This is a genomic window from Aeromonas sp. 603079 (assembly GCF_049172135.1).
GTDB lineage: Bacteria > Pseudomonadota > Gammaproteobacteria > Enterobacterales > Aeromonadaceae > Aeromonas > Aeromonas veronii.
On sequence record NZ_JAAKPX010000006.1, the window covers coordinates 1 to 25,814 of the forward strand.

Consider the following 25,814-nt stretch of genomic DNA (forward strand, 5'->3'; position numbering starts at 1 on the left):
TTGGCGGAGCGGGTGAACGGGATTTTGAAAGGAGAGTTGTTGTTGCAAAGCCCGCAGGATTTGACGCAAGCGCGGGAGATGGTGCGTGAAGCGGTGGATATTTACAACGTGGAGCGGCCGCATCATGCGTTGAAATACAGAACCCCCGATGCGGTACATAGGGGGTTCTGAGTAGAAAAATGCTAGTTGAAAATGTGTAAACCTATTTCAGGACTAGACATGTCATTCACGGTTTTACATCACGTTTTTCTTTCTCCCGTCCACGTTTTGTCCACTGTTTTACACGCGCTACAGTTTTCTCCATACAAAGTGACATGTGGGAGATCACTAGTTCTATAAATGGATTGTATGCCAACAAACCATGTCTTTATTCTACTATTTAAAGAGTGACGGTAAATCGATGAGACTCGCTTGATATAACAAAATGATTTGTAGGGAGAAAAGCCCACCTTAACTATGGTCAGCGAAGGGGCTTTTTTTGTATTATTCCCCTCTTGACCTTATTTAGCCTAAAGGCTCCTGTATCGGGAGTGGTGACGAGGAAGACATGCAACAGCTTGAAGAAGTAGTCGGCCAAGCCAGAGCCGAAATTGAGGGCGTGAGCGATATCGCGACCCTCGACGAAATCCGGGTCAAATATCTGGGTAAAAAGGGCTTTTTTACCGAGCAGATGAAGGGCCTGGGTGCCTTGTCTGCCGAAGAGCGTCCCGCCGCGGGCGCCGTGATCAACCAGGCCAAACAGCAGGTTCAGGATGCGCTGAACGAGCGTCGTGAAGCGCTCGAAGTTGCTGTGCTGAACCAGAAGCTGGCTGCCGAGACCATCGATGTCAGCCTGCCGGGCCGTCGCATCGAGAATGGCGGTCTGCACCCGGTAACCCGCACCATCGAGCGCATCGAGCGCCTGTTTGGCGAGATGGGCTTCAAGGTTGCCCGTGGTCCCGAGATTGAAGATGGCTTTCACAACTTCGATGCGCTGAATATTCCGGCTCATCACCCGGCGCGTACCGATCACGATACCTTCTACTTCAATCCTGATCTGATGCTGCGTACCCACACCTCCGGTGTGCAGATCCGCACCATGGAGCATCAGCAGCCGCCGATCCGCATCATTGCACCGGGCCGCGTCTATCGTAACGACTACGACATGACCCACACCCCGATGTTCCATCAGGTTGAAGGCCTGCTGGTTGACGAGCATGCCAGCTTTACCGAGCTGAAGGGCATTCTGCACGACTTCCTGCGCAACTACTTCGAGGAAGACCTGACCATTCGCTTCCGTCCTTCCTATTTCCCGTTCACCGAGCCGAGCGCTGAAGTGGACGTAATGGGCAAGAACGGCAAGTGGCTGGAAGTGCTGGGCTGCGGCATGGTTCACCCGAACGTACTGCGTTCGGTCGGCATCGATCCGGAAAAATACTCGGGCTTTGCCTTCGGCATGGGCGTTGAGCGCCTGACCATGCTGCGTTACGGGGTCAACGACCTGCGTGCCTTCTTCGAAAACGACCTGCGCTTCCTCAAGCAGTTCAAGTAAGGGCGAGAGAACATGAAATTCAGTAAATCCTGGGTGATGGAGTGGGTCCGCACCGAGTTGAGTGACAACGCGCTGGCCGAGCAGATCACCATGGCCGGTCTGGAAGTGGACGCCGTGGAAGCGGTGGCTGGCCAGTTCAACAATGTGGTGGTGGGTGAAGTGGTCGAGTGCGCCCAACATCCTGACGCCGACAAGCTGCGGGTGACCAAGGTCAACGTGGGTGAGGCCGAGTTGCTGGACATCGTCTGCGGCGCGCCAAACTGCCGTCAGGGCTTGAAAGTGTGTGTGGCCAAAGTAGGGGCGACCCTGCCGGGTGATTTCACCATCAAGAAAGCCAAACTGCGTGGTCAGCCGTCCCACGGCATGCTCTGCTCTTTCAGTGAGCTGGGTATCGACGTTGAAGCCGATGGCATCATCGAGCTGCCGGCCGATGCCCCCATCGGTACCGATATTCGTGACTACCTCAATCTGAACGACGTCTCCATCGATGTTGATCTGACTCCGAACCGTGCCGATTGTCTCGGTATCGCCGGTCTGGCCCGTGAAATCGGCGTGCTCAACAGCGTCGACGTGGTCGAGCCGACCTGGGCACCAGCTGTTGCCACTATTGATGCAACTTTCCCGATCCAGGTTGAAGCACCAGCTGATTGCCCCCGTTATCTGGGCCGCGTCATCAAGGGGCTGAACTTGCAGGCCCAGAGCCCGCTCTGGATGCAAGAGAAGCTGCGCCGTGGCGGCATTCGCTCCATCGACGCCATCGTCGACATCACCAACTATCTGCTGCTGGAATACGGTCAGCCGATGCACGCCTTCGATCTGGCTACCCTGGAAGGGGAACTGGTGGTACGTCGCGCCCACGCTGACGAGCCGATGACCCTGCTCGACGGCAACGAAGTGAAGCTCAAAGATACCACCCTGGTGATTGCCGATGCCAAAGGTCCTGCCTGCATGGCCGGTATCTTCGGCGGCAACCGCACTGGTGTATCCGAGACCACTACCGACATCCTGCTGGAGTGCGCCTTCTTCGCGCCGCTCTCCATCACCGGCCGTGCCCGTGCCTACGGTCTGCACACCGACTCTTCCCACCGCTTCGAGCGCGGGGTGGATCCGGAGTTGCAAGCCAAGGTGATGGACAGAGCCACCCGTCTGCTGTTGGAGATCTGCGGCGGCGAAGCGGGTCCGGTCATCGAGGTCAAATCCGATGCCCATCTGCCGAAAGCGGCCCCCATCAAGCTGCGTCGCAGTAAGCTCGACAAGGTGATCGGTATCAGCGTGGCTGACGCTCAGGTGGTCGAGATCCTGACCCGCCTCGGCATGCAGGTCACTGTGGATGCTGACGGTTGGACTGCGCTGGCACCCTCCTGGCGTTTCGATATCGCCATAGAGGAAGACCTCATTGAGGAAGTGGCTCGCATCTACGGCTACAACAACATCCCGAACCTGAAACCCGCCGCTTCTCTGGCGATGGTGGAGCAGGCAGAAGGGCAGGTGACCTTGAAGCGCGTGCGCGACCTGCTGGTTGACCGCGGTTTCCAGGAAGCGATCACCTACAGCTTCGTCGATCCCAAGACCCAGCAAACCCTGTTCCCGCAGAGCGATGCCATCGTACTGCCGAACCCGATCTCGGTCGAAATGTCCGCGATGCGTGTCTCTCTGTTCCCGGGTCTGGTGCAAGCCGTTGTTTACAACCAGAATCGTCAGCAGCCGCGTGTGCGTCTGTTCGAGCAGGGTCTGCGTTTCATCAAGGATGAAAGCGCCGAGAACGGTATCCGTCAGGAGCCGATGCTGGCCGGTATCATCACTGGCAACCAGAGCGACGAACACTGGGATATCAAAACCCGCGCAGCCGACTTCTTTGATCTGAAAGGAGATCTGGAAGCGGTGCTGGACTTGACCGCCGAAGGGGCCACCTTTACCTTCGAGCGCACCGAGCACAGCGCCCTGCACCCGGGCCAGAGCGCAGCCATCCTGCGCAATGGCGAGATCATCGGCCACATCGGCGTGATCCACCCGAGCCTCGAGAAGAAGCTGGGCCTCAAGAGCCGCGCGGTGATGTTTGAGCTGGAGCTGGATAAGCTGACCCCTGCCAAGGTGCCGGTTGCGGCCGAAGTTTCCAAGTTCCCGGCGAACCGTCGCGACATTGCCGTGGTAGTCGATCGTCAGGTTCTGGCAGGTGATGTGCTTGCGGTAATTAAAAAAGTTGGCGGAAATCAGGTAGTTGGAATAAACTTGTTTGACGTATACCAGGGTGCTGGTATGGCAGAGGACAAGAAGAGCCTGGCCATCAGTCTTGTATTGCAAGACACCCAGCGCACCCTGGAGGAGAAAGAGATTGCCGAGACCGTAGACAATGTCGTGCGGGCCCTTGGTGAAGAGTTGAATGCATCCTTGAGGGATTGATCTATGGCGCTTACCAAAGCCGACATTGCAGAGCACCTGTTCACCCAGCTCGGGATGAGCAAGCGTGAAGCCAAAGATATGGTGGAAGCCTTCTTTGAGGAAATCCGACAGGCGCTTGAGCGTGGTGAACAAGTCAAGATTTCAGGCTTCGGTAACTTTGACCTTCGTGAGAAGAATCAGCGTCCCGGACGCAACCCCAAGACGGGCGAGGATATTCCTATCAGCGCCCGCCGTGTGGTGACCTTCCGGCCTGGCCAGAAGCTCAAGGCCAGGGTAGAAAATGTTGAACCCAACGAGTGATAAAAAGCCAGGCAGATGCCTGGCTTTTGTTTTCAGATGACCAAATTCCCCATTTTTCTTCTGGGTGCCGTGCTGGCACTGCCATTGCACGCCAAGCCTTTGCAGACCACAGTGCTGCCGTTGGCACCGGTGACCCAAGCTTATGTAAATTCACTGAGTCAGCTTTCGCTCTGCTATCCTGCGACGCTTCCTCCACCATACCTGATGGCCGAGGGGGGACTGCTCAAGGATCGTCTCGCCCGGTTGCAGGAGCTGTTCCCGATTCCGCTGGTGCTCAAAGAGTTGCCCGATTGGCAGACATTGCGCAATGGGCTCGCAGAGGGTGACTGCGACATCATTCCCTATGTCGGAACCCGCAAGAAGGCCGTGGAGGGCATGCGGTTAAGTCGTCCGATGATGGAGACCGATGCCGCCATCCTCTACAAGGGAGAAAATCTCAAACAGGCCCGCTTTCTGGTCTACTCGGTGGCAGACTCTGCCCGCCTGCTGCACGAGCTCTATCCCCAGGCACGCATTATTTCCCTAAAAAGCGGAGAGAAGGTCTACGACGCGCTGCAGAGTGGCAAGGGTGATGCCTATCTGGGGGACTATCTGCAACTGCGCTATCTGATGCGCGAGTTTCCTGCCGATGGTTTGCGCCTGCGCCGCCTGTTTGGTGAGGATCGGATCATCAGCTATCGCTTGATGATGCGTGATCAGCCTGAGTTGGCCAATCTGGTGGACACCCTGATCCGTCATATGCCCGCCGGTACTATCTATACCGATCTGGCCCGTTATCTCGATCAGGGGTCGCTCTACGTCAACCAACCCCACTTCAGCGATACCGAGCAGGCCTGGTTATCCGGCCGCGGGCGCACCATTCGTCTTGTGGTCAATCCCGAGTTGATGCCCTATAGCGGTGTCAATGATCTGGGGGAGCCGAAAGGGTGGAGCGCGGATGTGCTGCGCTGGGTCACCCAGGAGACCGGCCTGAAATACAAGCTGGTACCTGCAGCCAGCAAGGCGGAGGCCGTAGAAAAGCTGCGCCTTGGTGAGGCGGATATGATGGCCGGTTTGCCGGAATCCCCGGCATTGACGGATCAGTTCATTTTCAGTCGGACGATCTCCACCAATCGGTTTGCCTTGATCAGCAAGCGCAAGCTGGCTGCCGATAGCATCACCCAGCTCAAGCGGCAGCGTATTCTGGTGCCTGAATCCCTCTACGATCCCTCCTTGCTCGCCCTGCTTGGTGATCAGGAGTGGCTTCGCACCGACGGCCTCGAGCAGGGGTTAGCAGCGATCAAGCAAGGCAAGGCTGACGCCATGCTGAGCGAGCTATATCAGCTGCAATATCCCCAGCGTACCAACTTGCTGGAAGGGCTCGATATCGAGGAGCTGGAAGATCGTTTCGGCCTAGGCTTTGCCATCAACAAGAGTCAGACCGAGCTAGCCGGTGTGATGGATCGCAACCTGATGGCGCTGACCAGCACCCAGATCGACGAACTTAACCAGCGCTGGCGCCGCTTGCTCGTCGTGCAGCAACCCGGTGTGAGCTACGCCGCCTGGTTTGGCTCCATTGCCATGGCACTGCTGATCAGCGGCATTGTCATCGGCGGGATCTGGCGTTCCCGCCAGCAACTGGCAAGGGAAGTGGCCCAGCGTCACGCCGCCGAGAAGGCGCTGGCCATCGAGAGCGAGCTGCGGGAAACCATGTTTCAGGCGTTGCCGGTGCCCGTCTATCTGCGCAACAGCCAGGGCAAGGTGATCAAATCCAATAAACAGGGGCGACGTCTGGCCCTGCGCTACTCTCAGCAGTTGATGCTGCCGCCGGTTCAGCCGCAAAAGAGCGAAGGGGAGCTGGTGCTGGGGGATCAGGTCTTCGCCTATGCCCAGCATCCGCTGCGGCTGGACAAGCAAGCACCTGCCACCGATCTCATCGCCCTGTCGGATATCAGTGTGCTGCGTGAGCAGGCCCGTTTTCTACGTCAGGCAGAGCGCCGCCTGCGTGCCCTGACCAATACAGTCCCCGGCGTGGTGCTGCAGTTTATGTTCGAGCGGGGACGGGTAGGGGCCATCGAGTTTATCAGCCGAGGCTGTTACGAGCTGCTGGGGCTGGCGAGCCAGCAGATCCGCCGTGAGCCCAAACGGGTGCTCATTATGCTTGAGCGCGAGGATCGCCGCCGGGTAAGCCGTGAGATGTTCGCCATGTTGCAGGCTGGCAAACCCTTCGCATTCACCCTGCGCTATCACCATCCGACCAAGGGTCTGCGCTGGTTGCAGCTCTATGGCCGTGGCCGCAGTCAACCGCATGGTTGGCGAATTTATGCGGTGATGCAGGATGCCACTGCCCGGGTCGAGCAGGATCAAGCATTGCAGCACTCCCATGAACAGGCGCAGCAGGCGGTGCAGGCCAAGGGCCGTTTCCTGGCGGCGATTAGCCACGAGATCCGTACACCGATGAACGCCATGCTCGGCTTGCTTGAGTGGCTGGCCAGCACCCCTTTGTCGAGAGAACAGGATTCGGCGCTGGCGCGGGTGCGTCAGGCGGGGGATGAGCTGCTCGGCCTGCTCAACGATGTACTCGACTTTAGTCGCAACGAAAACAGCAAACTCTCCCTCTCGCCCCAGCCCACCGATTTCGCCGAGCTGTGCGAGCACGTGGCGGCGGTGCACTGGAGCAAGGCCAGATCCAAACGGCTGCAATTACGATTGCGGCTTGACCCCGCCTTGCCAGCCTTGCTGACTCTCGATCCCCATCGGGTACGGCAAGTGCTCCACAATCTGCTCTCCAATGCCATCAAGTTCAGCCTGCGTGGGGAAGTGGTGCTGTGGGTCGAGGTAGTCGCATCGACCTTGCGCTTCGGGGTCGATGATGAAGGGCCGGGGATCACCGCCAAGATGCGTCCTACTCTCTTTATGCCATTCGAACAGTTTGCTGTTGAAGGGCAGTTGCGGGCGCCGGGCACCGGCCTTGGTCTGGCGATCTGCAAGCAGCTGCTCGAGCAGATGGGCGGGTTGATCGATGTCGAGGGACGCCCGGGCGGTGGTAGCCGCTTCTTCTGCGAGTTGCCGTTGCAACAGGTTCAGCAAGATATCGATTGGCAGCCAAGAGTACGCCAGTTATCCCTCTCACTGCCTCACGATGAGGTTTTGGGGGTCACGCCCTGGTTGTCCAGGCTCGGTATTCATGTTGCCAGTCGTGCGGTTGATCTGCTGCAGGCCGAGAGAGACGAGGATAGTCTGTATCACTGGTCATGGCAGGGGGAGTCCTGGGTGCCGGGCACCATGATCAGCCTGTTCCAGCCACGGATGACATCAGAGCAACCTGTGGGTGAGATGCAGCCCGGGCTTGGTATGCGGGTACTGCTTGTTGAGGATCACGATGTCAACCGGGAGCTGATCTGTATGCAACTGGGGCAACTCGGTGCAAGCGTAGTCAGTGCCGCCAATGGGCAGCTGGCGCTGGAGATGCTGGTGAAGCACCAGGTGGATCTTGTGTTGACAGACCTGCAGATGCCGGTGATGAACGGGGCCGAACTGTGCAGGCAATTGCGCAAATCCGCGCGTTGGGCCCGTCTTCCGGTCTATGTGATCACCGCAGATCTCAGTGAGCAAGCGGCAAGGGAGCTGCAATCCTGCGGTTGCGATGGTCATCTGGACAAGCCGGTCGCCCTCAAGGTGCTGGCGACCTTGCTGCGCCATATTGGCAAAGAGGGGAGCAATGCTGTCGCCCCGACGCCGGTTGCCTCGTTGCTGACCGATGAACTGGCTGCCCTTTATCTGAAGGCTACCCGTGATGATTTGGCCGAACTTGAACGCTGCTGCACAGAAGAAGATGAAGTTGGCGTGAATGCTGCTTTACACAAGCTGAAGGGGGCCGCCAGAATGGTAGGAGCCACGGCGCTGGTGACGGTGATTGACGAGTGGCAACAAGCCCCCCATCCAGCTCTACAGAGCAGTTTGAACCGGGCGTTGGATGAGTTCAGCCAGCATTTCTCGAAAAGGACCCAAGATGATCATTACTGATGAAGAACTGCTGGCGTTGCTCGACTCGGAAGAGCACGAGGCGGCAGATTTTTGCCCTGTCTTGCTCTATGCGCTTGATCGGGCCTCCCATGAGCTGGCAAAGAGCACGACACTCCCCTCTTATGTCACTTTGCAGCGCACCCAACCGGACGCCTGCTGGCAGTGGGAAGGGTTGTTTGCGGCAGGAGCCATTGCCCTTTACGATCCTGCCGCTCACCAGCAGGCGGACTATTTCCCCGAGTTGCAGCATCATCAGGGAATTTATGCCATTGGTGAAGATTGGCTGGGAGGACTTGCCGCCAGTTACCGTGACTGGAACAACTGGCTGGCGGCCAAGCGGGTACTGCTGCTAGAAGATCACCCGTTTCAGGGGATGCAGTTACAGCAGGCTATCGCCGAACTGGGGCTCTCCTGCCAGTGGGTGCAGGATGAAACTGCCTGTCTTGCTGCGTTGGAGGCTGGCGACATCAGTCTGCTGGTGTGTGATCTCAGTCTGGTGGAGCAGGATGCCATCAGCCTGCTGATGAGCCAGCCGCAAATTCAGCGCAGCGGGTTGCCGATCATTCTCTTGTCGGCGCACGAGCAGACATTGATCGACGGTGCCCGCCGTCTGCTGCACGATGCCGGTTTCAATGTGCTGGCTGCACTGGCCAAGCCACTCGATGGCAACGAGTTGCTCAGGTTGCTGCGCGGACTCTATCTGGGGCCTCTGCGTCAGCGTCGGCTGAGTGGCCAACGTCGAACAATTCGTCGTTGGCAGGGGGAAGTGCAGGGTCAGCTTGGGCTGCTCTCCAGCCCCGCGACTCCTCATCCGGTCTGGCTGGCGGTAACGGGTTTACCCGGCCGCTGGGAGGCACTTAAAGAGTGGTTGACGGATCAGTCACGTAGCCCCACAGAGCTGACATTATTGATCCATCGTCGGGATCACCTGTTGAGCAATGGAGAGCGGTTTGCGCTGGTACTGCAAGCGAGTCTGGCGGGGAGCAAGCTGGCGTTGCTGCTCGATAACAGCCAGCATTTGCCATTCGATCTGCTGGAGCGTTTGCCGTTGAGCGCTTTGCTGCTGGGGCAGGCGCTTTTACCCGAAATAGAGTCATTGGCCATGGACTCCCTGCTGGGACGCTTTATGGCCCGAGTCAGAGAGCTGGGGATCGCCGTCTATCTCGATGATCCTTACAATCTGCTCGACGCCGAGGTGTGGCGGGAGCAGGGTATTGCGGGGCGCTGGTAACCCGTGCCCCGTTATCTCTGCTGGCCCATCCATCGGGAGCGTCTCTGCAAGGGGCTGGCAGGCTGGCCCCATCCGGCTTCGCGGTCGGTACTGCCACTGACGATGCAGGTCGCCGACCAACCTTGTCTGCTACGAGAGCTGCAGGGGGTGGATCCTGACCGTATGCTGGCCGCCTATGATGCGCTCAGTGAGGAGAGCATCTACTTGCGTTTTATGCGCCCCAAACGGAGGCCACCGCCGGAGCAGGTGGCCCAGTTTCTCAATTACCATCCCGAACACCAGATCTCGCTGTTGCTGACCGATCTTGCCGGTGAGCCGCTGGCTCAGGCTCAGTCCATCCGGCGTCGACTCCATCCGGAGCGTGCCGAATTTTCCTGCATCGTGGCAGATCATTTCCAGCACAAGGGAGCGGGACGGCGCATTCTGCTGGCGCTGGCACTGCTGGCCCGAGCTGAGGGGATCTGTGAGTGGACCGCGGAGGTGCTGGCCCAGAATCGTCCCATGCTCACTTTGCTCAAGCGCCTTGGTCTGCCGCTGACCCTGGTAACCGGGCGGGAGATGGTTTTTGTCAGGCTCGATCTGACCGTGCTGGATGAGTGGTTGCCCGCACAGCCACGCCAAGCTTTTAAGACCAAGGGCGAATAGTGGCGCTTTTTTCCCTGTGCTAAGGTCACACTATTATGCGGGGATAGACGGAGCAGCTTATGGCGCAGTCATACAAACATATCGTGATCCTAACCGGCGCGGGGATCTCTGCCGAATCCGGCATCAAGACTTTTCGTGCCTGCGACGGTTTGTGGGAAGAGCACAAGGTCGAGGATGTGGCGACCCCCGAGGGGTATGCCCGGGATCCCGAACTGGTGCTGCGCTTTTACAACTCCCGCCGCAAACAGCTGCAACAGCCCCAGGTTCACCCCAATCCGGCCCACTATGCGCTGGCCCGCCTCGAACGACTGCTGCCCGGTTCGGTGACTCTGGTCACCCAGAACATCGACAATCTGCACGAGAGCGCTGGCAGCAAGAACCTTATCCATATGCACGGCGAGCTGCTCAAGGCCCGCTGCCCCGAGTCCGGTCAGGTAATCGAGTGGCGTGGCGATCTCCATCAGGACGAGCTCTGCTCCTGCTGCCAGTTCCCCCAGCCGATGCGTCCCCATGTGGTCTGGTTTGGCGAAATGCCGCTCGGGCTGGATCGCATCTACAGCGCGCTTGCCCAGTGCGATCTCTTTATCTCCATCGGCACTTCTGGCGCTGTCTATCCTGCCGCCGGGTTTGTCCATGAAGCGGGATTGAACGGGGCGCACACCATCGAGCTCAATCTCGAGCCGAGCGAGGTGGGCAGCCAGTTTGACGAGAAACGTTATGGCCCAGCCTCCCTGCTGGTGCCCGCCTATGTCGATGAGTTGCTGGAGGCGTGCGGCATTCATCAACCGAGGCAAGTCGAGGGACACAACTGGATGGAGATGCGCGGTCCCTGAGCTAGTGTGCGACGGGACAGTTGCAATGGTTCGGTGAAATCGCCACACTGGCAACCATTTAAAAAATGGGACGCATTTGGCGCAAATTACCATGACCGCAGTAAAGCAATGGATCGCTTTTTTTCTCCTGATGCTGGCCAGTGCCAGTGCATCGGCCTCCATCCCCCTGATGACCCTGGTACTGCCAGATGGCCAGCAGGTGACTCTCGATGAGTCGGCCCTCTCCGCCTTGCCACAGACCGAATTCACCACCACTACCCCCTGGACTCAGGGTGCCCACCACTATCGCGGACCGACCCTGTCAGCCGTGCTGGCGGCGCAAGGGATCCCGGATGCCCGCAAGATCGCCGTCTCGGCCCTCAACGGCTATCAGCAGGTGGTGGATCTGGCACTGTTCGACGGCGTGCCGCTGACCCTGGTGCGCCAGGAGGACGGCAAACCGCTGACCCGGCGCAACAAGGGGCCGCTCTGGCTGCTCATCCCGTTCACCACCTATCCCAAGCTGGACGTGCCTGCCATTCACAACTGCATGGTGTGGCAGGTGACCCGCATCGAGATCGTCGATTGATGGGGCTATCCCGCCAAAATCTGCTGTTGGTTGCGGTGTCGCTGCTGTTTCTGCTCTCGTCGGGCAGCAGCCTCTATCTGCAGTATCGGCAAGAGCAGCTGGTCGATACCTTCTACCGCAATGTCCACTGGAACATCAGCCAGGTGATGCTCGAATCCCAGCGTTTCCTCTACGACCTGCAGCTCTATCGGGCTGGCAGACTGTCGATGGAGACCCTGAGCCTCGATTACGATCTGCTGTGGAACCGGCTCGACATCTTCCTCATCAGCAGCGAGACCGCCGAGATGCGCCAGCGGCACGGACTCGGCAAGGTGCTGGCCACCCTGTTCGAGCAGATCAAGCAGCTCGAACCCCAGATGGAGGCTGGTGCGCTGCGCGAGGGGGCTGAGCTTGCCCGCTTGCAGGAGGCGATCGCCAGCCAGACCCGTCTTATCGAACAGATAGGGGATCAGATCCTCTCCGGCCAGGAGCGGGAGCATTCGGTCAGCCAGATCCGCAACAGCCTGTTCTGGCTGCAGATCTGGCAACTGATCCTGCTGCTGACCGGTGGCGCTCTGGTCGCAGCCCTCATTCGCGCCAATCTGGCGAACCGCCGGCTTGCCCTGCTCGATCCCCTGACCCAGCTTGGCAACCGCCGTGCCCTGCAGGAACAGCTCTCTCGCGCTCTGCATGCTGGCGAGGTGAGCGCTTTGGTGGTGCTCGATCTCAAGCGCTTCAAGCAGGTCAATGATCTGCTGGGTTATCAGGTCGGTGATCGGCTGTTGCAGATGGTGGCCAACAAGCTGCTGCAGGCCCATGGCAGCCACGCTTACCGGCTCGGCGGAGATGAATTTGCCGTGGTGCTGACCAAGGCGAATGATGCGCTGGAAACCGCCATTCATGAGCTGGTGGATCTGCTCCATTTCGAGTTCGTGACCCGGGAGTGCAGCTTCGATCTTGCCTGTCGGCTCGGGGTAGCCAAGGCACAGCAACAGGATGCCGCCCGGTTGCTGGATCAGGCGATCCTGGCCCTTAATCAGGCCAAGCGTAGCCAGGAGGGGGCGATCAGCTGGTTTGAGCCTGCCATGCTGCAGCAGTTGCAGTTGAGTCAGCAGCAGCTTCATCAGCTGCGAGAGTGGCTAGCGGGGCGCGAGCCTGCACCGCTGCGAGTGGCATTGCAGGCGCTGACGGACGGGCAGGGCAACGACATGTGGCAATTGGCGCTTGAGTGGCGTGAGCAGGGAGTGCCCTGCCAGATGCGCTGGCTGCAGGAGTGCGGTGTGCTGGGGCCCGTGTTGGCCCGGGTGCTGCAAACGCACGAGGCGCAGTATGCCGATGGTCGGGCACTGCTGGTCCCGCTCGACAACCAGGCCCAGCTGACCCATCTACTGGCCTATCTGCCGGGGTCTTCCCGCACGCCGCTGGTGTTGCTGATACCAACGCTGCAGCCGGATGGTGTCTTGCTGGCGGGATTGCAGCAGCAGCGTTGCTCTCTGGCGCTCAGAGAGATTGGCAGCACCACCGCGGCGCAGTTGGCAGCCGGCTGGCCTGTCCGCTACTGGCTGCCGCAGGGTGATGAAGATGGCGAGTTGTTGCAACCGCTGGCCCGACGATTGGGGTTGGTGCCACTGCAAGTGCTGGCAACCAGGGAAACGAGGTCGCTGGCCTGAGGGCAAAAAGCGGTATTGCACCGGCAAGAGACAGAATGAAACAAGGCGACCTCGGGGTCGCCTTGTTCTTTTGTTGCCCCTGAAAATCAGGGGCGAGGGGCGCAGGATTGCCTGATCACCAGGTCAGGGTCGACGGTGATCAGGTGATTCTCCACCGCTTCGCCGTTGATCCGCGCCAGCAGGCGGGTGACGGCGAGGCGCCCCAGCTCCTCTTTGGGCTGGTTGACGGTGGTGAGCGGCGGCGACATAAATTCGGCCAGCGCCACATTGTCATAGCCAACGATGGAGATATCCCGCGGGATCACCAGCCCCGCCTGATGGGCGGCACTGATGGCCCCCATTGCCATCATGTCGTTGCAGACAAAGAGGGCGGTGGGACGCTCGGGCAATGCCAGCAGACGGGTCATCGCCTGATGGCCGCTGGCGCAGTCAAAATCACCCTCCTGGATCCAGGCTTGATTGATCGTGATACCCGCCTCCTGCAACGCCTGCTCAAAGCCAGCTTGGCGCTGGTTGGCGGGGGCGCGGCTGTGGGGGCCTGTGATACAACCGATGGCGGTATGGCCCAGCTCAATCAGATGGCAGGTTGCGAGATAACCGCCGTGGAAGGAGTTGTCGGCGATAAGATCCACATCTTCGCTGACCAGCCCCCAATCCATCACCACCACAGGCAGGCTCTTGAGCCAGTCGAGCTGATTGAACACCTCTTGTTGGCCTTCGCTGCACATGATCAGCAGGCCATCGACCCGCTTGCGCAGCATCATCTTGAGGTAGGAGAGGGCGGTTTCCGCCTGACCTTCGGTGTTGCCGAGCATCAGGTTGTAGCCCTGCTCGAAGCAGTAACGCTCCACCCCGCGCACCACCTCGGCAAAGAAGGGGTTGCTGGAGGTAGTGACCAGCATGCCGATACTGTTGGTCTCCTTCACCTTGAGGCTGCGGGCCACCAGACTCGGGGCATAGTTGAGCTCGCGCATGGCCGCGAAGACCCGCTCGCGGGTCTCCTCGGCCACGAAACGGGTCTCGTTGATAACATGGGATACGGTGGTGGTGGAGACCTGGGCCCTCGCCGCCACCTCCTTGATATTGGCCATCAGTGCCCCTGTGCAGTCTGCTCAAGCAGGAAGGCGTCGACCTCCTGCTTGCTCGGGATGGAGCTCTGGGCGCCGAAGCGGGTGACGGAGAGTGCCGCCGCCCCGTGGGCAAAGCGCACCGCGCTGTGGAAATCGGCACCGGCCAGTTCCGCCGCCAGTAGGGCGCCGTTGAAGGTATCGCCCGCGGCAGTGGTATCCACCGCCTTGACTCGAAAGCCCGGAATCAGCTGTTGCTGCTGTGCGTTGCTGCAATAGACCCCCTGCGACCCCAGGGTGATCATCACGTCCGCAATCCCCATCTGGTGGAAGCGGGCGGCCGCCTCGCGGGCGCTCGCTTCATCGGTGACTTTGACGCCGCTCAACAGCTCCGCTTCGGTCTGGTTGGGGGTGATAAGGTCGACCAGAGCCAACAGCTCAGCGGAGAGCGGGCGGGCGGGGGCGGGGTTGAGCACCACCCGGGTGCCGTGGGCGCGGGCCAGCCGTGCAGCTTCATGGACGCTCTCGAGTGGCACTTCCAGTTGCAACAGCAGGGTGTGGGCGTCGGCGATCATCGCTTCATGGCCTTTCACCACGGATGGGGTGAGGGCGCCGTTGGCTTCGGCTGAGATGCCGATGCTGTTCTCCCCCTCATCGCTCACATAGATGATGGCGATCCCGGTGGGGAGCTTGGGGTCGAGCTCGACGGCGCTCACGTCGATGCCGTCTTTAGCAAAGCCGGTCTTCATCTGGTGGCCGATGGCGTCATCGCCGATGCGGGCGATAAAGGAGACTTGTGCACCTAACCGGGCGGCGGCCACCGCCTGGTTGGCGCCCTTGCCACCGGGCACCACTTGATAGCTGTGGCCGGTCAGGGTTTCACCTGGGCGAGGAAAGTGGGGAACGCGCAGCACATGGTCTGCATTGACACTGCCCAGAACGACGAGACGATTCATGTTGAGTACTCCTGATGCATCTTGGCATGGACACGAAAGCCGGATCCAGGCCGGGAGGCACCGTAAACCTTGAGTGAAAAGGGGGAGGCGAACCTCCCCCCATCAACTTACTTGCTGACCACTTGCAGCGGAACCGGGATGGATTTTTCCACCGGCTGACCCTTGAGCACCTTGTCGGCGGTTTCCACGCCGATGGCGCCAATCAGGGCGGGCTGCTGGGCCACGGTGGCGGCCAGTTTACCCTTGGCCACGGCGGCCTTGCCATCGTCGGTGCCGTCGAAGCCGACGATCATCACCTCTTTGCCGGCGGCCTGCACGGCGCGGATGGCACCCAGCGCCATCTCGTCGTTCTGGGCAAAGACTGCTTGAACGGTCGGGTGGGCAGCCAGCAGGTTTTCCATGACGTTCAGACCCTTGGTGCGGTCAAAGTCGGCAGGCTGGGAAGCCAGCACCTGCAGCTTGTTGGCTGCCACGGCCAAGGCAAAGCCTTCACCACGGTCGCGGGCGGCGGAGGTACCGGCGATCCCTTCCAGCTGGATCACCTTGGCACCGGTACCCAGTTTCTCGGTGATAAAGTCACCGGCCAGCTTGCCGCCTGCCACGTTGTCGGAGGCAATGTGGGCCTTGACCTCACCCTGCGCAGCGCCGCGGTCCAGGGTCAGTACCGGAATTCTGGCGCGGTTGGCCAGACGAATGGCGTTGCCGACCGCTTCGGAGTCGGTGGGGTTGATCAGAATGGCGCCGACCTTGCGTACGGTGAGATCTTCCATGTTGGAGAGCTCTTTGGCCGGGTCATTCTGGGAGTCCAGCACCACCAGCTCGTAGCCAAGCTCTTTGGCTTTGGCTTCGGCCCCCTCTTTCATGGTGACGAAGAAGGGGTTATTAAGGGTGGAGACCACCATGGCCAGGGTTTGATCGGCGGCCTGGGCGGTGCCCAGCACGGACATGATGGCGGCAGCGAGCAGGGTATTGAGCTTTTTCATCATTTCATTCCTTGTGTGTGGCTTGTCTTATCAACGATTGCTTTTGTTATCGATCATCACGGCAAGCAAGATCACGCTGGCCTTGGCGATCATCTGGTAATAGGAGGATACGTCGAGCAGGTTGAGGGCGTTGTTCAGGAAGCCGATGATCAGCGCACCTATCAGGGTGCCCATGATGCGGCCCTTGCCGCCCATCAGGCTGGTACCACCCAGCACCACAGCGGCGATGGCATCCAGCTCGTAACCCATGCCCGCCGTCGGCTGGGCAGAGGAGAGGCGAGAGGTAACGATAAGCCCTGCCAGCGCCGAGAGCGCGCCGCACAGACCATACACCGCCAGCTTCACCCGATCCACATTGATACCGGAGAGGCGGGTAGCAGACTCGTTGCCGCCCAGCGCGTAGATGTATCGACCCAGACGAGTGTGGTTGAGCATGAACCAGGCGAGCAGGAAGACGATGGCCATCAGCCAGATGGGCACCGGCAGACCGAACAGGTAACCGGTACCGAGCCAGGCGAAGTGATCGGCGCCGTCACTGAAACCGGTGGAGATGGGGCGACCCTCGGTATAGACCATGGTGATGCCGCGCAGGGCGGTCATGGTGACCAGGGTGGCGATAAATGCCTGTACCTTGCCCTTGGCAATGATGAGGCCGCTGACGCCGCCCAGCAGGGCGCCGGCACCCAGAGTGAGGGGCACCACCAGCCAGATCGGCAGCTCCATCGCTACCATAGTCGCCGCCAGCGCACCGCACAGGGCCAGTACCGAGCCGACCGACAGATCAATACCGGCGGTGAGGATAACCAGCGTCATACCGACCGCCATGATGGCGTTGACCGAGGTCTGGCGCAGGATGTTGAGCAGGTTGTCGGCGGTGAAGAAGTTGGGGCTCAGGAAGGAGACCACACCAATCAGGACCAGCAGCGCGACCAGGGATTTGTTCTCGATCCACCAGGCCTTGTTCATGATGCCGCGGCGGGGAAGGGTTTGGGTTGTCATTGTGCTGCCTCTTGCTCTGCTTGCCACTGTTTACCGACTGCCGCCGCCATCAGCTTCTCCTGATTGGCATCGCGGGTGTTGAACTCTGCGCTGATGCGCCCTTCGTGCATCACCATGATGCGATCACTCATGCCGAGCACTTCCGGCATCTCGGAGGAGACCAGAATGATGCTCATCCCCTCCTTCTTGAACTGGTTGATCAGCTGATAAATTTCCTTTTTCGCCCCCACGTCGACGCCGCGGGTCGGCTCGTCGAGGATCAGCACCTTGGGCCGGGTCAACAGCCCCTTGGCGATGGCCACCTTCTGCTGGTTGCCGCCAGAGAGCAGCTTTATCAGCTGATCCTGACTCGGGGTCTTGATGTTGAACAGGCGCACATAGTCGCTCACCGCCTGCCGCTCGGCCTTGCCGTCAATCTTGCCGTTGCTGATGAACTCGTCGAGGGCGCACAGACTCATGTTCTCCCGCACCGAGAGCTCCAGCACCAGTCCATCACCTTTGCGATCTTCGGAGATATAGGCGATACCGGCGGCAAGACCATCGGCCGGACTGGTTGGCACCAGCGCGTGGCCATCGACCGTGATTTCACCGCTGCTGACGGGGCTGGCGCCATAGATAAGCTTCATCAGCTCGGTACGGCCGGAGCCCATCAGGCCGCTAAAGCCCAGAATTTCCCCCTGACGCAGGGAGAAGCTCACCCCGCGCACGCCGGGACCGGTCAGATCCTTCACCTGCAGACTGACAGGGCCAAGCTCGCGTTCAAGGCGCGGATACTGCTCTTCCAGACGGCGACCCACCATCATCTCTATGATCCTGTCTTCATCCAGATCGCTCACCGCCTTCTCGCCGATCCACTTGCCATCGCGCAGCACGGTGACCCGATCGCAGATCTCGAAGATCTCTTTGAGGCGGTGGGAGATATAGACGATGCCGCAACCCTGCTCACGCAACTCGCGGATAACCTTGAACAGTTGCTCGGTCTCGGTATCGGTCAACGCATCGGTGGGTTCGTCCATGATGATGACGCTGGCATCGAACGACAGCGCCTTGGCAATCTCCACCATCTGCTGTTCGCCGATGGAGAGATCCCCGAGCCGAGTATCCGGGCCATGCTTGACGCCAAGTCGCGCCAGCAGGCCGCTCGCCCGCTCGCGCAGCTGTTTGTGGTCGATGCTGCCAAAACGGGTGCGCGGTTCGCGCCCGAGGAAGATGTTGGCGGCAATCGACAACTCCGGCAGCAGGTTCAACTCCTGATGGATGATGCTGATCCCCTGATCCTGAGAGTCGCGCGGCCCCTTGAAGTGAACCGGTTGACCGCGATAGCTGACGCTGCCCGTATCGGCCTGATAGATGCCGGTCAGCACCTTCATCAGGGTGGATTTGCCGGCGCCATTTTCACCGAGCAGGGCCATCACCTGACCCGGATAGACTTTGAGGCCCGCCTCATCGAGGGCGCGCACCCCGGGGAAGGTCTTGACGATTCCGGAAAGAGCCAGAATGGGCGAGGGGAGCATATTGGCGTTGCTCATAGCTGCTTCCTTGGGAATTTAAAACGCCACGCCGGCGCAGAGAATGAGATTGGCGTAGGGGGTCACCTCGCCGCTGCGCACGATGGCCTTGCTCTGCTGGGAGCGAGCCTTGAATGCTTCGTGCAGGCAGTACTCGATGGTGATGGGCTTGCCCTGGGCGGCGGCGTGCGCCTCCAGCTGATCCACAAGCGCCTGATGGGCGGCGGGGCTGATCTGCTTGATCTCGCTTGCCATGATCACCTTCTCCACCACCAAGTCGGTGAGCAGGGCGGTCAGCACGGTTTCAAGGCTCGGCGTCCCCGCCATCAGCGCCAGATCGATCCGCTCCGGTCCCGTCGGAATGGGCAGGCCGGCATCGCAGACGGTGATCTCGTCGGTGTGACCCATCCGTGCCACCAGGGCACTCAGGGGAGCATTGAGCAGTACGCCTCGTTTCATACAGCACCTCATCAGGCCTTGGCCCGTCAATCTGTGAACCGTTAGGCAACCGGTTACGCAACCGGTTGCGTCATGGCGCAAAGATAGGCTTTTTACTAAGGAAGGGCCACGGCAAAACCACGGAAATGTGAAAACGATCTCAAAGGCGGGAGAAGAAGTGCAGGGGAGGCGGCAGGAAGGGTGTCAGCAGAGCCCTGACACCCTTGTTATTTATCGAGCTATTGATTTTATGGTTAGTTGGCCAGTGCCTTGGCGACCGCCGGACGGCTCAGCATGCGCTGATAATGATCGGCAACCTTGGGGAATTCACTGATCTCGACCTCATCGCTTTTCAGCCAGCCCGCGACCACGAACAGATAGATATCCGCCACGCTGAACTGCTCGCCCAGCACCCAGGGGCCTGCCAGATAGTGCTGCTCAATCTGGGCAAAGCCGTCACGCATATTGCTGGCGACTTTCTGCTGCATGGCGGCAATGGCCTGCTCGTCATCGGCCCAGCGGCTGCCACGGCGACCGTGGGCGTGGGAGACATGCACTGTGGAGGCGAGGAAGCTGTTGACCTCCTGCATGCGGGCCAGCAGGAACGGGTTGTCCAGCGGCGCCAGTTTGGCATCGGGGAAGCGCTGCGCCACATAGAGCAGCAGTGCCGGGGTCTCGGTCAGGGTGCCCTGCTCGGTGACAAGGGCAGGCACCCGCCCTTTGGGGTTGATGGCAAGATACGCAGGATCACGCTGCTCCCCTGCGGCGAGGTTGACGAGACGGGGTTGGAACGGGGCATTCGCTTCCAGCAGGGCAATCTGCACGGCCATGGCACAGGTGCCGGGAGCGAAATAGAGGGTCAGATCGGACATGAATACTCCTGATTGGCTCAGGCCACCCGCGATATCGGCGAAAAATGTGTTTTCGTGATACCTCGAGGGGTCATGAAAAAAGAGAGGGGGCAACGTTTGCCCCCTCAACCAATCTACACCCCTTAGAGGTGATGAAAAAGCGCAGAATTAATCGGTTTGTTTGACCATTTCATAAATTCCTCGGCTAAGGGTGCAAATCAGATGGTGTTGAACTTGATGGGATAGTTGATACCTGAGGATGGGCGGTTGGTACTGAAAGGACTGGGGCACAATAGCGTCCTTGGTTGTTCTCCCGCTCTTGCACGATATGATCGTCATCAGATATTCTAATTTTTGGGTCGTTACAATGAATCCTATCTAACAAGACTGATCTTCATTTAGATCATCAAACAGAAAACGGCCTTTTTAGATAACTTTTTGATGACTGCAATCGTTTGTGTTTGATACCATGTTCTTCTACAAACTTTCCACGGCTTTCATGGTGGCTATAATGTTTTATCATGCTTTAATCCGGTTATAAAACAGCATGTAGGTAGTTGGAAATATATATGCAGTAGCCATGTTGTTTACTAAGAGAAGGGGAGTGAAACTCAGCGAAATTGAGAGTCTTAAGGAAAGGTAGGAAGTAGGTTAAGGAAAATAAAGAGGTGATCAATGGATGATGAAAAGGGAAACTCAAGCAATATCAAAAATAAAACCAAACTGATATCGGGTTTTGTAGCTTTGGCCGTGATAGGCGGAGGGTGGTACTGGTGGCTTAAAGAGCCCTATATTGAGCCAGAGATTAATCCCACCCCAACAGAATTGTTTACTATTCAGGGTGAGTTTCCTTTTGATAAGGGCTATCAATTAGCTGTTCATAGTACTTTCATTGCATCTAATAAAACTGACTCTACTTGCAGCAAAACTTTTTATGCGTTCGGTGTTATACCTGCAAATACTAGACTCAGGGGATGGCAAATAGATAACCCCATTAAGAAATATCAATCAAACAGATTCAGTGTAAAAGTGTCAAAAGACTATTTATTGCCTGGCCGATGTAATTGGGTGTTAGATTCTGTTGGCTATTTTATAGTGAAGGCAGGTTCCGAGTTGGAGGCTAATTTGAAAGCTAACCCTTCAGATCAACATAATCGTCAAGGGTATTTTTTATCTTCAGCATACAGTAATTGGAGTGAGTTAAAACTGGGGAGTGTAAATATTTCATGCCGACCAGATGTTGGTCTTAACAAATTAAAAGGTGGTGTTGTTTGTAAGCGACTGAATCAAAGAGAAGTAAATACATATAGACGTAAATATAAAGTTCATAATAAACCGCTACCATCGATAGTTAATTTTAAATTCGTTATGGAGGACAAAATGTCAAGCGCTAAACAAAATACTGTTTTAGAGAGTGCATATGGCGATCCACTAAATAATAATTTGTCCTATGAAAAGGGGGTATAAAGACTGTTAGTTAGATTAGCGAATCGTAATCGGACGTTAGCTGTTTCGATAAAATTGCACAGTTATTCCCCATAAACACATCCGTTTTGCCTATATCTCCACAGTGGGGTCGCTATGAGTTCCTCCCTTCTAAATGGAGAAATACATCGCCCCCCCTCATATTTCCCTACAAATTTGCTCTGAAGCCGGCTGCAGTGGAGCACTTACAAAAATTGTGGTCTGTCTGGCTTAAAGATGACTATCTATATATTTTGCTGTTAATCGATGCGCGCCTGTGCCTCTCAGTGTCTATGACTGTTGTGCTTAAAAATTGCGCTGGTGGTTAAAAAGAGAAGGGGGCAAATATTGCCCCCTTTATCCATTAAGCCCGTCAGAGGGTCGATTAACCGCCGACTTAACCGGCCTTGGCCACCATGGCTTTAAGCTGCAGGAAGTACTGCTCGTAGAGGCGGGAGGCATCACCCACATCGGACTGGAATTCGCCCTTGCGCTTGATCTCGTCGCTCGGGAAGACCATGGGGTTGTTGCGAAGCGCTGGGGTGAGCAGGGGAATGGCATCCTTGACTGGGGTGGGGTAGCCAATTGCCTCGGCCACCTTGGCGGCCACATCGGGGCGCATCAGGAAGTTGATCAGGGCGTGGGCCTCTTTCACATGCTTGGCCTTGGCCGGGATGGCGAGGTTGTCCATCCAGAGTACCGCCCCTTCTTCGGGGTAGGTCATCTGGATGGAGGGGTATTCGCGCTGGGCGCCGTAGGCCGAGCCGTTCCACAGCATGCCGATATTGACCTCACCGGCGATAAAGGGGTCGGCCGGGTTGTCGGAGTTGAACGCCTTGACGTTGGGCATCAACTTTTTCAGGTATTCGAACGCTTCGGCAATTTGCGCCTTGTCCTGGGTGTTGGGGCTATAGCCCAGTTGCACCAGCGCGATATGGAACACCTCGCGGGCATCGTCCATCAGCAGCAGGCTCTCTTTCCACTCCGGTGCCCAGAGCTGCTTCCAGCTGGTGACCGGCTGCTCGATGATGTCGGTGTTGGTGCCGATCCCGGTTGCGCCCCAGATATAGGGGATGGAGTAGCGGTTGTCCGGGTCGTACTCGTGGTTGAGCAGGGTAGGGTCGAGATGCTTGAAGTTGGGCAGCTGGGCGCGATCCAGCGGCTGCAGCATCCCCTCTTTGGCCATTTTCGAGATGAAGTAGGTGCTGGGCACCACCACGTCATAGCCGTCGCCATGGGTTTTCAGCTTGGCGTAGAGGGTCTCGTTGGATTCGTAGGTGGAGTAGATCACCTTGATGCCGGTCTCTTGCTGGAACTGCTCCAGCAGGCCGTCCGGCACATATTCCGACCAGTTGTAGAAGTAGACCACCTTGTCATCGGCCGCGTGAGCGCTCTGGCTCAGCAGCGGGGTGGTGAGGGTGAGGGCGGCTGCCAGCAGGGCGCCAGCCTTGTGTTGGATTGTCATCAACAACTCCTTGGGGTTATGGGGCCTTGCGGCCCACCGTGACAGAGTTCGCCAAAGGTGGCGGGGACGAAACGGGCAGGGTCACCCCTGCCGTTTACGCAGTAACAGTTGCGCCAGCAGCACCATCCCGAGGGAGGCGACCAGCATCAGGGTGGCCAGGGCGTTGACCTCGGGGGAGACCCCCACCTTGACCATGGAGTAGATCTTGAGCGGCAGGATCTCGTAGGCCGGGCCGGTAACAAAGGAGCTCACCACCACGTCGTCCAGCGACAGGGTAAAGGAGAGCAGCCAGCCTGCCATCACCGCCGGCAGGGCCAGCGGCAGTATGATGCGGCGCAGGATGATCCACTCGCCTGCCCCCAGATCCCGCGCCGCCTCCAGCATCCGCACATCAAAGCCACACAGCCGCGAGTAGACGGTGATCACCACGAACGGCAGACAGAAGGTGATGTGGGCAATCAGCAGCGACCAGAAGCCCAGCGCAATGCCGGTCACTACAAACAGGGTCAGCAGCGAAATGGCCATCACGATATCGGGGGACATCATCACCACGAACAGCATGCCGCTGACGTACTGCTTGCCGCGAAAGCGGTAGCGAAACAGCGCCACGGCGGTGAGGGTGCCGATCAGGGTCGCTGCGGTGGCGGTGAGGGCGGCGATGGTCAGGGAGTGCTGGGCCGCCTGCATCAGGCTTGCGCTGGCAAACAGCTTCTCATACCAGCCAAGGGTAAAGCCGCGCCAGTCGATGCCATATTTCGACAGGTTGAAGGAGTTGGCGATCAGCACCCCGATGGGCACATAGAGATAGCCAAACACCAGCAGCAGAAACAGAGCCTTCAGTGCGCGCATCATGCCAGCTCCCCCTTCTTGCTCAATAGCTTGCCTGCCCGCCAGTAGCAGTAGACCAAGAGCGCCATCAGCACCGTCAGCATCACGCTGATGGCGGCGCCAAAGGGCCAGTCACGGCTGTTGAGGAACTGGGTCTTGATCAGGTTGCCGATCAGCAGATGCTTAGCGCCCCCCAGCAAGTCGGAGACATAGAACATCCCCATGGCGGGCAGGAACACCAGCAGACAACCGGCGATGATGCCGGGCAGGGTGAGGGGCAAAATGATCCGCACCAGCCGCTGCCAGCCGTTGGCGCCGAGATCCCGCGCCGCCTCCAGCAAACGGCCATCCAGCTTCTCGATGCTGGAGTAGAGCGGCAGCACCATAAAGGGGAGCAACACATAGACCAGTCCGATGATGACGGCCACCTCGGTATACATCATCTGCAGCGGTCGCTCGATGAGCCCCAGATCCAGCAGCCAGCCATTGATCAGCCCCCGGGTGCCGAGCAGCACTTTCAGCGCATAGGTGCGAATGAGGGAGTTGGTCCAAAACGGCACCACCACCAGAAACAGCAGTAGCGGGCGGATACGCGCTGGCAGATGGGCCAGCAGCCAGGCAAAGGGGTAACCCACCAGCAAGCAGATGCTTGTAGCGAGCAGTGCCAGCCAGAGGGAGTGGAGCAGCACCTCGAAATAGAGGGGGTCCAGCAGGCGGCCATAGTTGTTCAGGGTAAAGAGCGGCGCGATAAGCTCGGACTCATCGCGCGTGAGGAAGCTGACACCGATGATCATCAGGTTGGGCAGGAAGACAAACAGCGTCAGCCAGCCCAGGATCAGCGCAATGGCCGTGTTGCGAAAGCCGTTGTGGGCAAAGCTGTGCGGTACCCGCAGATTAGTGAGGCTCATAGGGCAGCACCACCTCCCAGCTGTCGACCCAGTGGATCGCCACCTCCTGACCCAGACGGTAGTCAAAGTCGGGGTCATCCTCGTCGAAGAACTCGGAGATAAGCAGCTGTTTGCCACTTTCGAGTTCGATCACCGAATCCAGCGTCGCCCCCTTGTAGTTGCGCTCGCGGATATTGCCACGCAGCGCACCGCTCTGATCGTCATCCTGATCGAGAATGCGCAGATCTTCCGGGCGCAGCAGCACCAGCACCTTGTCGTCTGGCTGGAACGGCAAGGTGGTATGGAGCAGGCATTCGCGACCTTCTACCTCGGCCTGCCAGATACCGGGTTCGCGCTGGCTGATCAGCTTGCCATCCATCACGTTGATCTCGCCGATAAAGCGGGCCACGAACAGGTTGGCTGGCGACTCGTAGATATCGCGCGGGGTGCCGCGCTGGATGATCTTGCCCCCCTCCATCACCAGGATGCGATCAGACATGGTGAGCGCCTCTTCCTGATCATGGGTGACGAAGACAAAGGTGATACCAAGGCGACGCTGCAGCGCCTTGAGCTCGCTCTGCATCTGCTTGCGCAGCTTGTAGTCGAGCGCCGAGAGGGATTCGTCGAGCAGCAGCAGGCGGGGCTTGTTGACCACGGCGCGGGCGATGGCGACCCGTTGCTGCTGACCGCCGGAGAGCTGATCCGGGCGGCGGTTGGCCAGCTCGGTGAGCTGCACCATGGCGAGGGTCTCCTCGACCCGCTGGCGGATCTCGCTGGCCGGTACTTTCTGCATCTCGAGGCCAAAGGCGACGTTTTCAAACACCGTCATATGGGGGAAGAGCGCATAGCTCTGGAACACGGTGTTGATGTGCCTGTGTTCGGCGGGAATATGGGTGATCTCGTCACCGGCCAGATGGATGGTGCCACCATCGACCGATTCGAGCCCAGCCAGCAGGCGCAGCAGGGTGGTCTTGCCACAGCCGGAAGGGCCCAGCAGGGTAAGAAATTCACCGTCATAGATTTCAAGGTCAAGGTCACTCAGGATCACCTTGCCATCGTATTTTTTGCTGATCTTGTTCAGCGCGACAATTACCTGTGGATTGTTCATCATCCGCCAGTCTCACCCCAGCCAGTGGCCATCGTGTTGAAAGAGGGCCGCATTCTATGCAGCCGACACATGAAATTAAAGGCTTTTTGGCCCGAATT

At 58.7% G+C, this 25,814-nt stretch carries 22 protein-coding genes; 11 read left to right on the plus strand and 11 right to left on the minus strand.

Annotated features, from left to right (window positions below; translation table 11 throughout):
* From G5287_RS05430 to G5287_RS05475, 10 genes are all read left to right on the plus strand, one after another.
* Nucleotides 1-171, plus strand: a 171-nt coding sequence (locus G5287_RS05430; RefSeq protein WP_421231041.1) for an integrase core domain-containing protein, incomplete at its 5' end; no start/stop codon positions are given.
* A gap of 376 nt (nt 172-547) precedes the next feature.
* Entirely contained in the window at nt 548-1,531 is a 984-nt protein-coding gene (gene pheS / locus G5287_RS05435; RefSeq protein WP_005336686.1) for a phenylalanine--tRNA ligase subunit alpha, read from the plus strand.
* 12 nt (nt 1,532-1,543) lie between these two features.
* The gene (pheT, locus tag G5287_RS05440) at nt 1,544-3,931 is read left to right on the plus strand and encodes a phenylalanine--tRNA ligase subunit beta (protein WP_421230983.1); all 2,388 of its coding nucleotides are present in this window, start codon (nt 1,544-1,546) and stop codon (nt 3,929-3,931) included.
* Nucleotides 3,932-3,934: 3 nt separating this feature from the next.
* Nucleotides 3,935-4,231 carry an integration host factor subunit alpha gene (gene ihfA / locus G5287_RS05445; RefSeq protein WP_005300715.1) on the plus strand — a complete coding sequence of 99 codons (297 nt, stop codon included), beginning with the start codon at nt 3,935-3,937 and terminating at the stop codon, nt 4,229-4,231.
* A gap of 15 nt (nt 4,232-4,246) precedes the next feature.
* Nucleotides 4,247-8,236, plus strand: coding sequence for an ATP-binding protein (locus G5287_RS05450; RefSeq protein WP_421230984.1), 3,990 nt, complete (start codon nt 4,247-4,249; stop codon nt 8,234-8,236).
* On the plus strand, nt 8,223-9,467 hold the full coding sequence (locus G5287_RS05455; protein WP_216978764.1) for a response regulator: 1,245 nt from the start codon (nt 8,223-8,225) through the stop codon (nt 9,465-9,467). Before G5287_RS05450 ends, G5287_RS05455 begins: the two co-directional genes overlap by 14 nt.
* A gap of 3 nt (nt 9,468-9,470) precedes the next feature.
* Entirely contained in the window at nt 9,471-10,112 is a 642-nt protein-coding gene (locus tag G5287_RS05460; protein WP_216978765.1) for a GNAT family N-acetyltransferase, read from the plus strand.
* Between the two features lie 59 nt (nt 10,113-10,171).
* Nucleotides 10,172-10,945 (plus strand): Sir2 family NAD+-dependent deacetylase, encoded by a 774-nt coding sequence (gene cobB, locus G5287_RS05465; RefSeq protein WP_005336680.1) that lies wholly within the window; start codon nt 10,172-10,174, stop codon nt 10,943-10,945.
* Between the two features lie 91 nt (nt 10,946-11,036).
* The gene (locus G5287_RS05470; RefSeq protein ID WP_149152901.1) at nt 11,037-11,513 is read left to right on the plus strand and encodes a hypothetical protein; all 477 of its coding nucleotides are present in this window, start codon (nt 11,037-11,039) and stop codon (nt 11,511-11,513) included.
* The gene (locus G5287_RS05475) at nt 11,513-13,162 is read left to right on the plus strand and encodes a diguanylate cyclase domain-containing protein (protein WP_421230985.1); all 1,650 of its coding nucleotides are present in this window, start codon (nt 11,513-11,515) and stop codon (nt 13,160-13,162) included. Before G5287_RS05470 ends, G5287_RS05475 begins: the two co-directional genes overlap by 1 nt.
* A gap of 86 nt (nt 13,163-13,248) precedes the next feature.
* On the opposite strand, the gene G5287_RS05480 is transcribed toward G5287_RS05475, so the two are convergent.
* The 7 genes from G5287_RS05480 to G5287_RS05510 form a co-directional block, all read right to left on the minus strand.
* Nucleotides 13,249-14,253 (minus strand): substrate-binding domain-containing protein, encoded by a 1,005-nt coding sequence (locus G5287_RS05480; RefSeq protein ID WP_421230986.1) that lies wholly within the window; start codon nt 14,251-14,253, stop codon nt 13,249-13,251.
* On the minus strand, nt 14,253-15,185 hold the full coding sequence (gene rbsK / locus G5287_RS05485; RefSeq protein ID WP_421230987.1) for a ribokinase: 933 nt from the start codon (nt 15,183-15,185) through the stop codon (nt 14,253-14,255). The genes G5287_RS05480 and rbsK overlap by 1 nt, the downstream gene beginning before the upstream one ends.
* A 107-nt stretch (nt 15,186-15,292) precedes the next feature.
* Entirely contained in the window at nt 15,293-16,168 is an 876-nt protein-coding gene (gene rbsB, locus G5287_RS05490; RefSeq protein WP_201932251.1) for a ribose ABC transporter substrate-binding protein RbsB, read from the minus strand.
* Between the two features lie 30 nt (nt 16,169-16,198).
* The gene (gene rbsC / locus G5287_RS05495) at nt 16,199-17,167 is read right to left on the minus strand and encodes a ribose ABC transporter permease (protein ID WP_159158968.1); all 969 of its coding nucleotides are present in this window, start codon (nt 17,165-17,167) and stop codon (nt 16,199-16,201) included.
* The gene (gene rbsA / locus G5287_RS05500) at nt 17,164-18,696 is read right to left on the minus strand and encodes a ribose ABC transporter ATP-binding protein RbsA (protein WP_421230988.1); all 1,533 of its coding nucleotides are present in this window, start codon (nt 18,694-18,696) and stop codon (nt 17,164-17,166) included. Before rbsA ends, rbsC begins: the two co-directional genes overlap by 4 nt.
* An 18-nt stretch (nt 18,697-18,714) precedes the next feature.
* Nucleotides 18,715-19,134 (minus strand): D-ribose pyranase, encoded by a 420-nt coding sequence (gene rbsD / locus G5287_RS05505; protein WP_227342878.1) that lies wholly within the window; start codon nt 19,132-19,134, stop codon nt 18,715-18,717.
* 233 nt (nt 19,135-19,367) lie between these two features.
* A complete protein-coding gene (locus G5287_RS05510; protein ID WP_201937827.1) occupies nt 19,368-19,985 on the minus strand; it encodes a glutathione S-transferase family protein in 618 nt (205 codons plus the stop codon).
* 654 nt (nt 19,986-20,639) lie between these two features.
* Between G5287_RS05510 and G5287_RS05515 the strand changes: the two genes are divergently transcribed.
* Nucleotides 20,640-21,431 (plus strand): hypothetical protein, encoded by a 792-nt coding sequence (locus tag G5287_RS05515; RefSeq protein ID WP_421230989.1) that lies wholly within the window; start codon nt 20,640-20,642, stop codon nt 21,429-21,431.
* Nucleotides 21,432-21,825: 394 nt separating this feature from the next.
* On the opposite strand, the gene G5287_RS05520 is transcribed toward G5287_RS05515, so the two are convergent.
* From G5287_RS05520 to potA, 4 genes are all read right to left on the minus strand, one after another.
* Nucleotides 21,826-22,893, minus strand: coding sequence for an extracellular solute-binding protein (locus G5287_RS05520; RefSeq protein ID WP_421230990.1), 1,068 nt, complete (start codon nt 22,891-22,893; stop codon nt 21,826-21,828).
* 81 nt (nt 22,894-22,974) lie between these two features.
* Entirely contained in the window at nt 22,975-23,745 is a 771-nt protein-coding gene (gene potC, locus G5287_RS05525; protein WP_005336644.1) for a spermidine/putrescine ABC transporter permease PotC, read from the minus strand.
* Complete coding sequence (gene potB / locus G5287_RS05530) at nt 23,742-24,629, minus strand: spermidine/putrescine ABC transporter permease PotB (protein ID WP_421230991.1); 888 nt, start codon at nt 24,627-24,629, stop codon at nt 23,742-23,744. The genes potC and potB overlap by 4 nt, the downstream gene beginning before the upstream one ends.
* Nucleotides 24,616-25,719 (minus strand): spermidine/putrescine ABC transporter ATP-binding protein PotA, encoded by a 1,104-nt coding sequence (potA, locus tag G5287_RS05535; RefSeq protein WP_005351940.1) that lies wholly within the window; start codon nt 25,717-25,719, stop codon nt 24,616-24,618. Before potA ends, potB begins: the two co-directional genes overlap by 14 nt.
* Nucleotides 25,720-25,814: the final 95 nt, after the last annotated feature.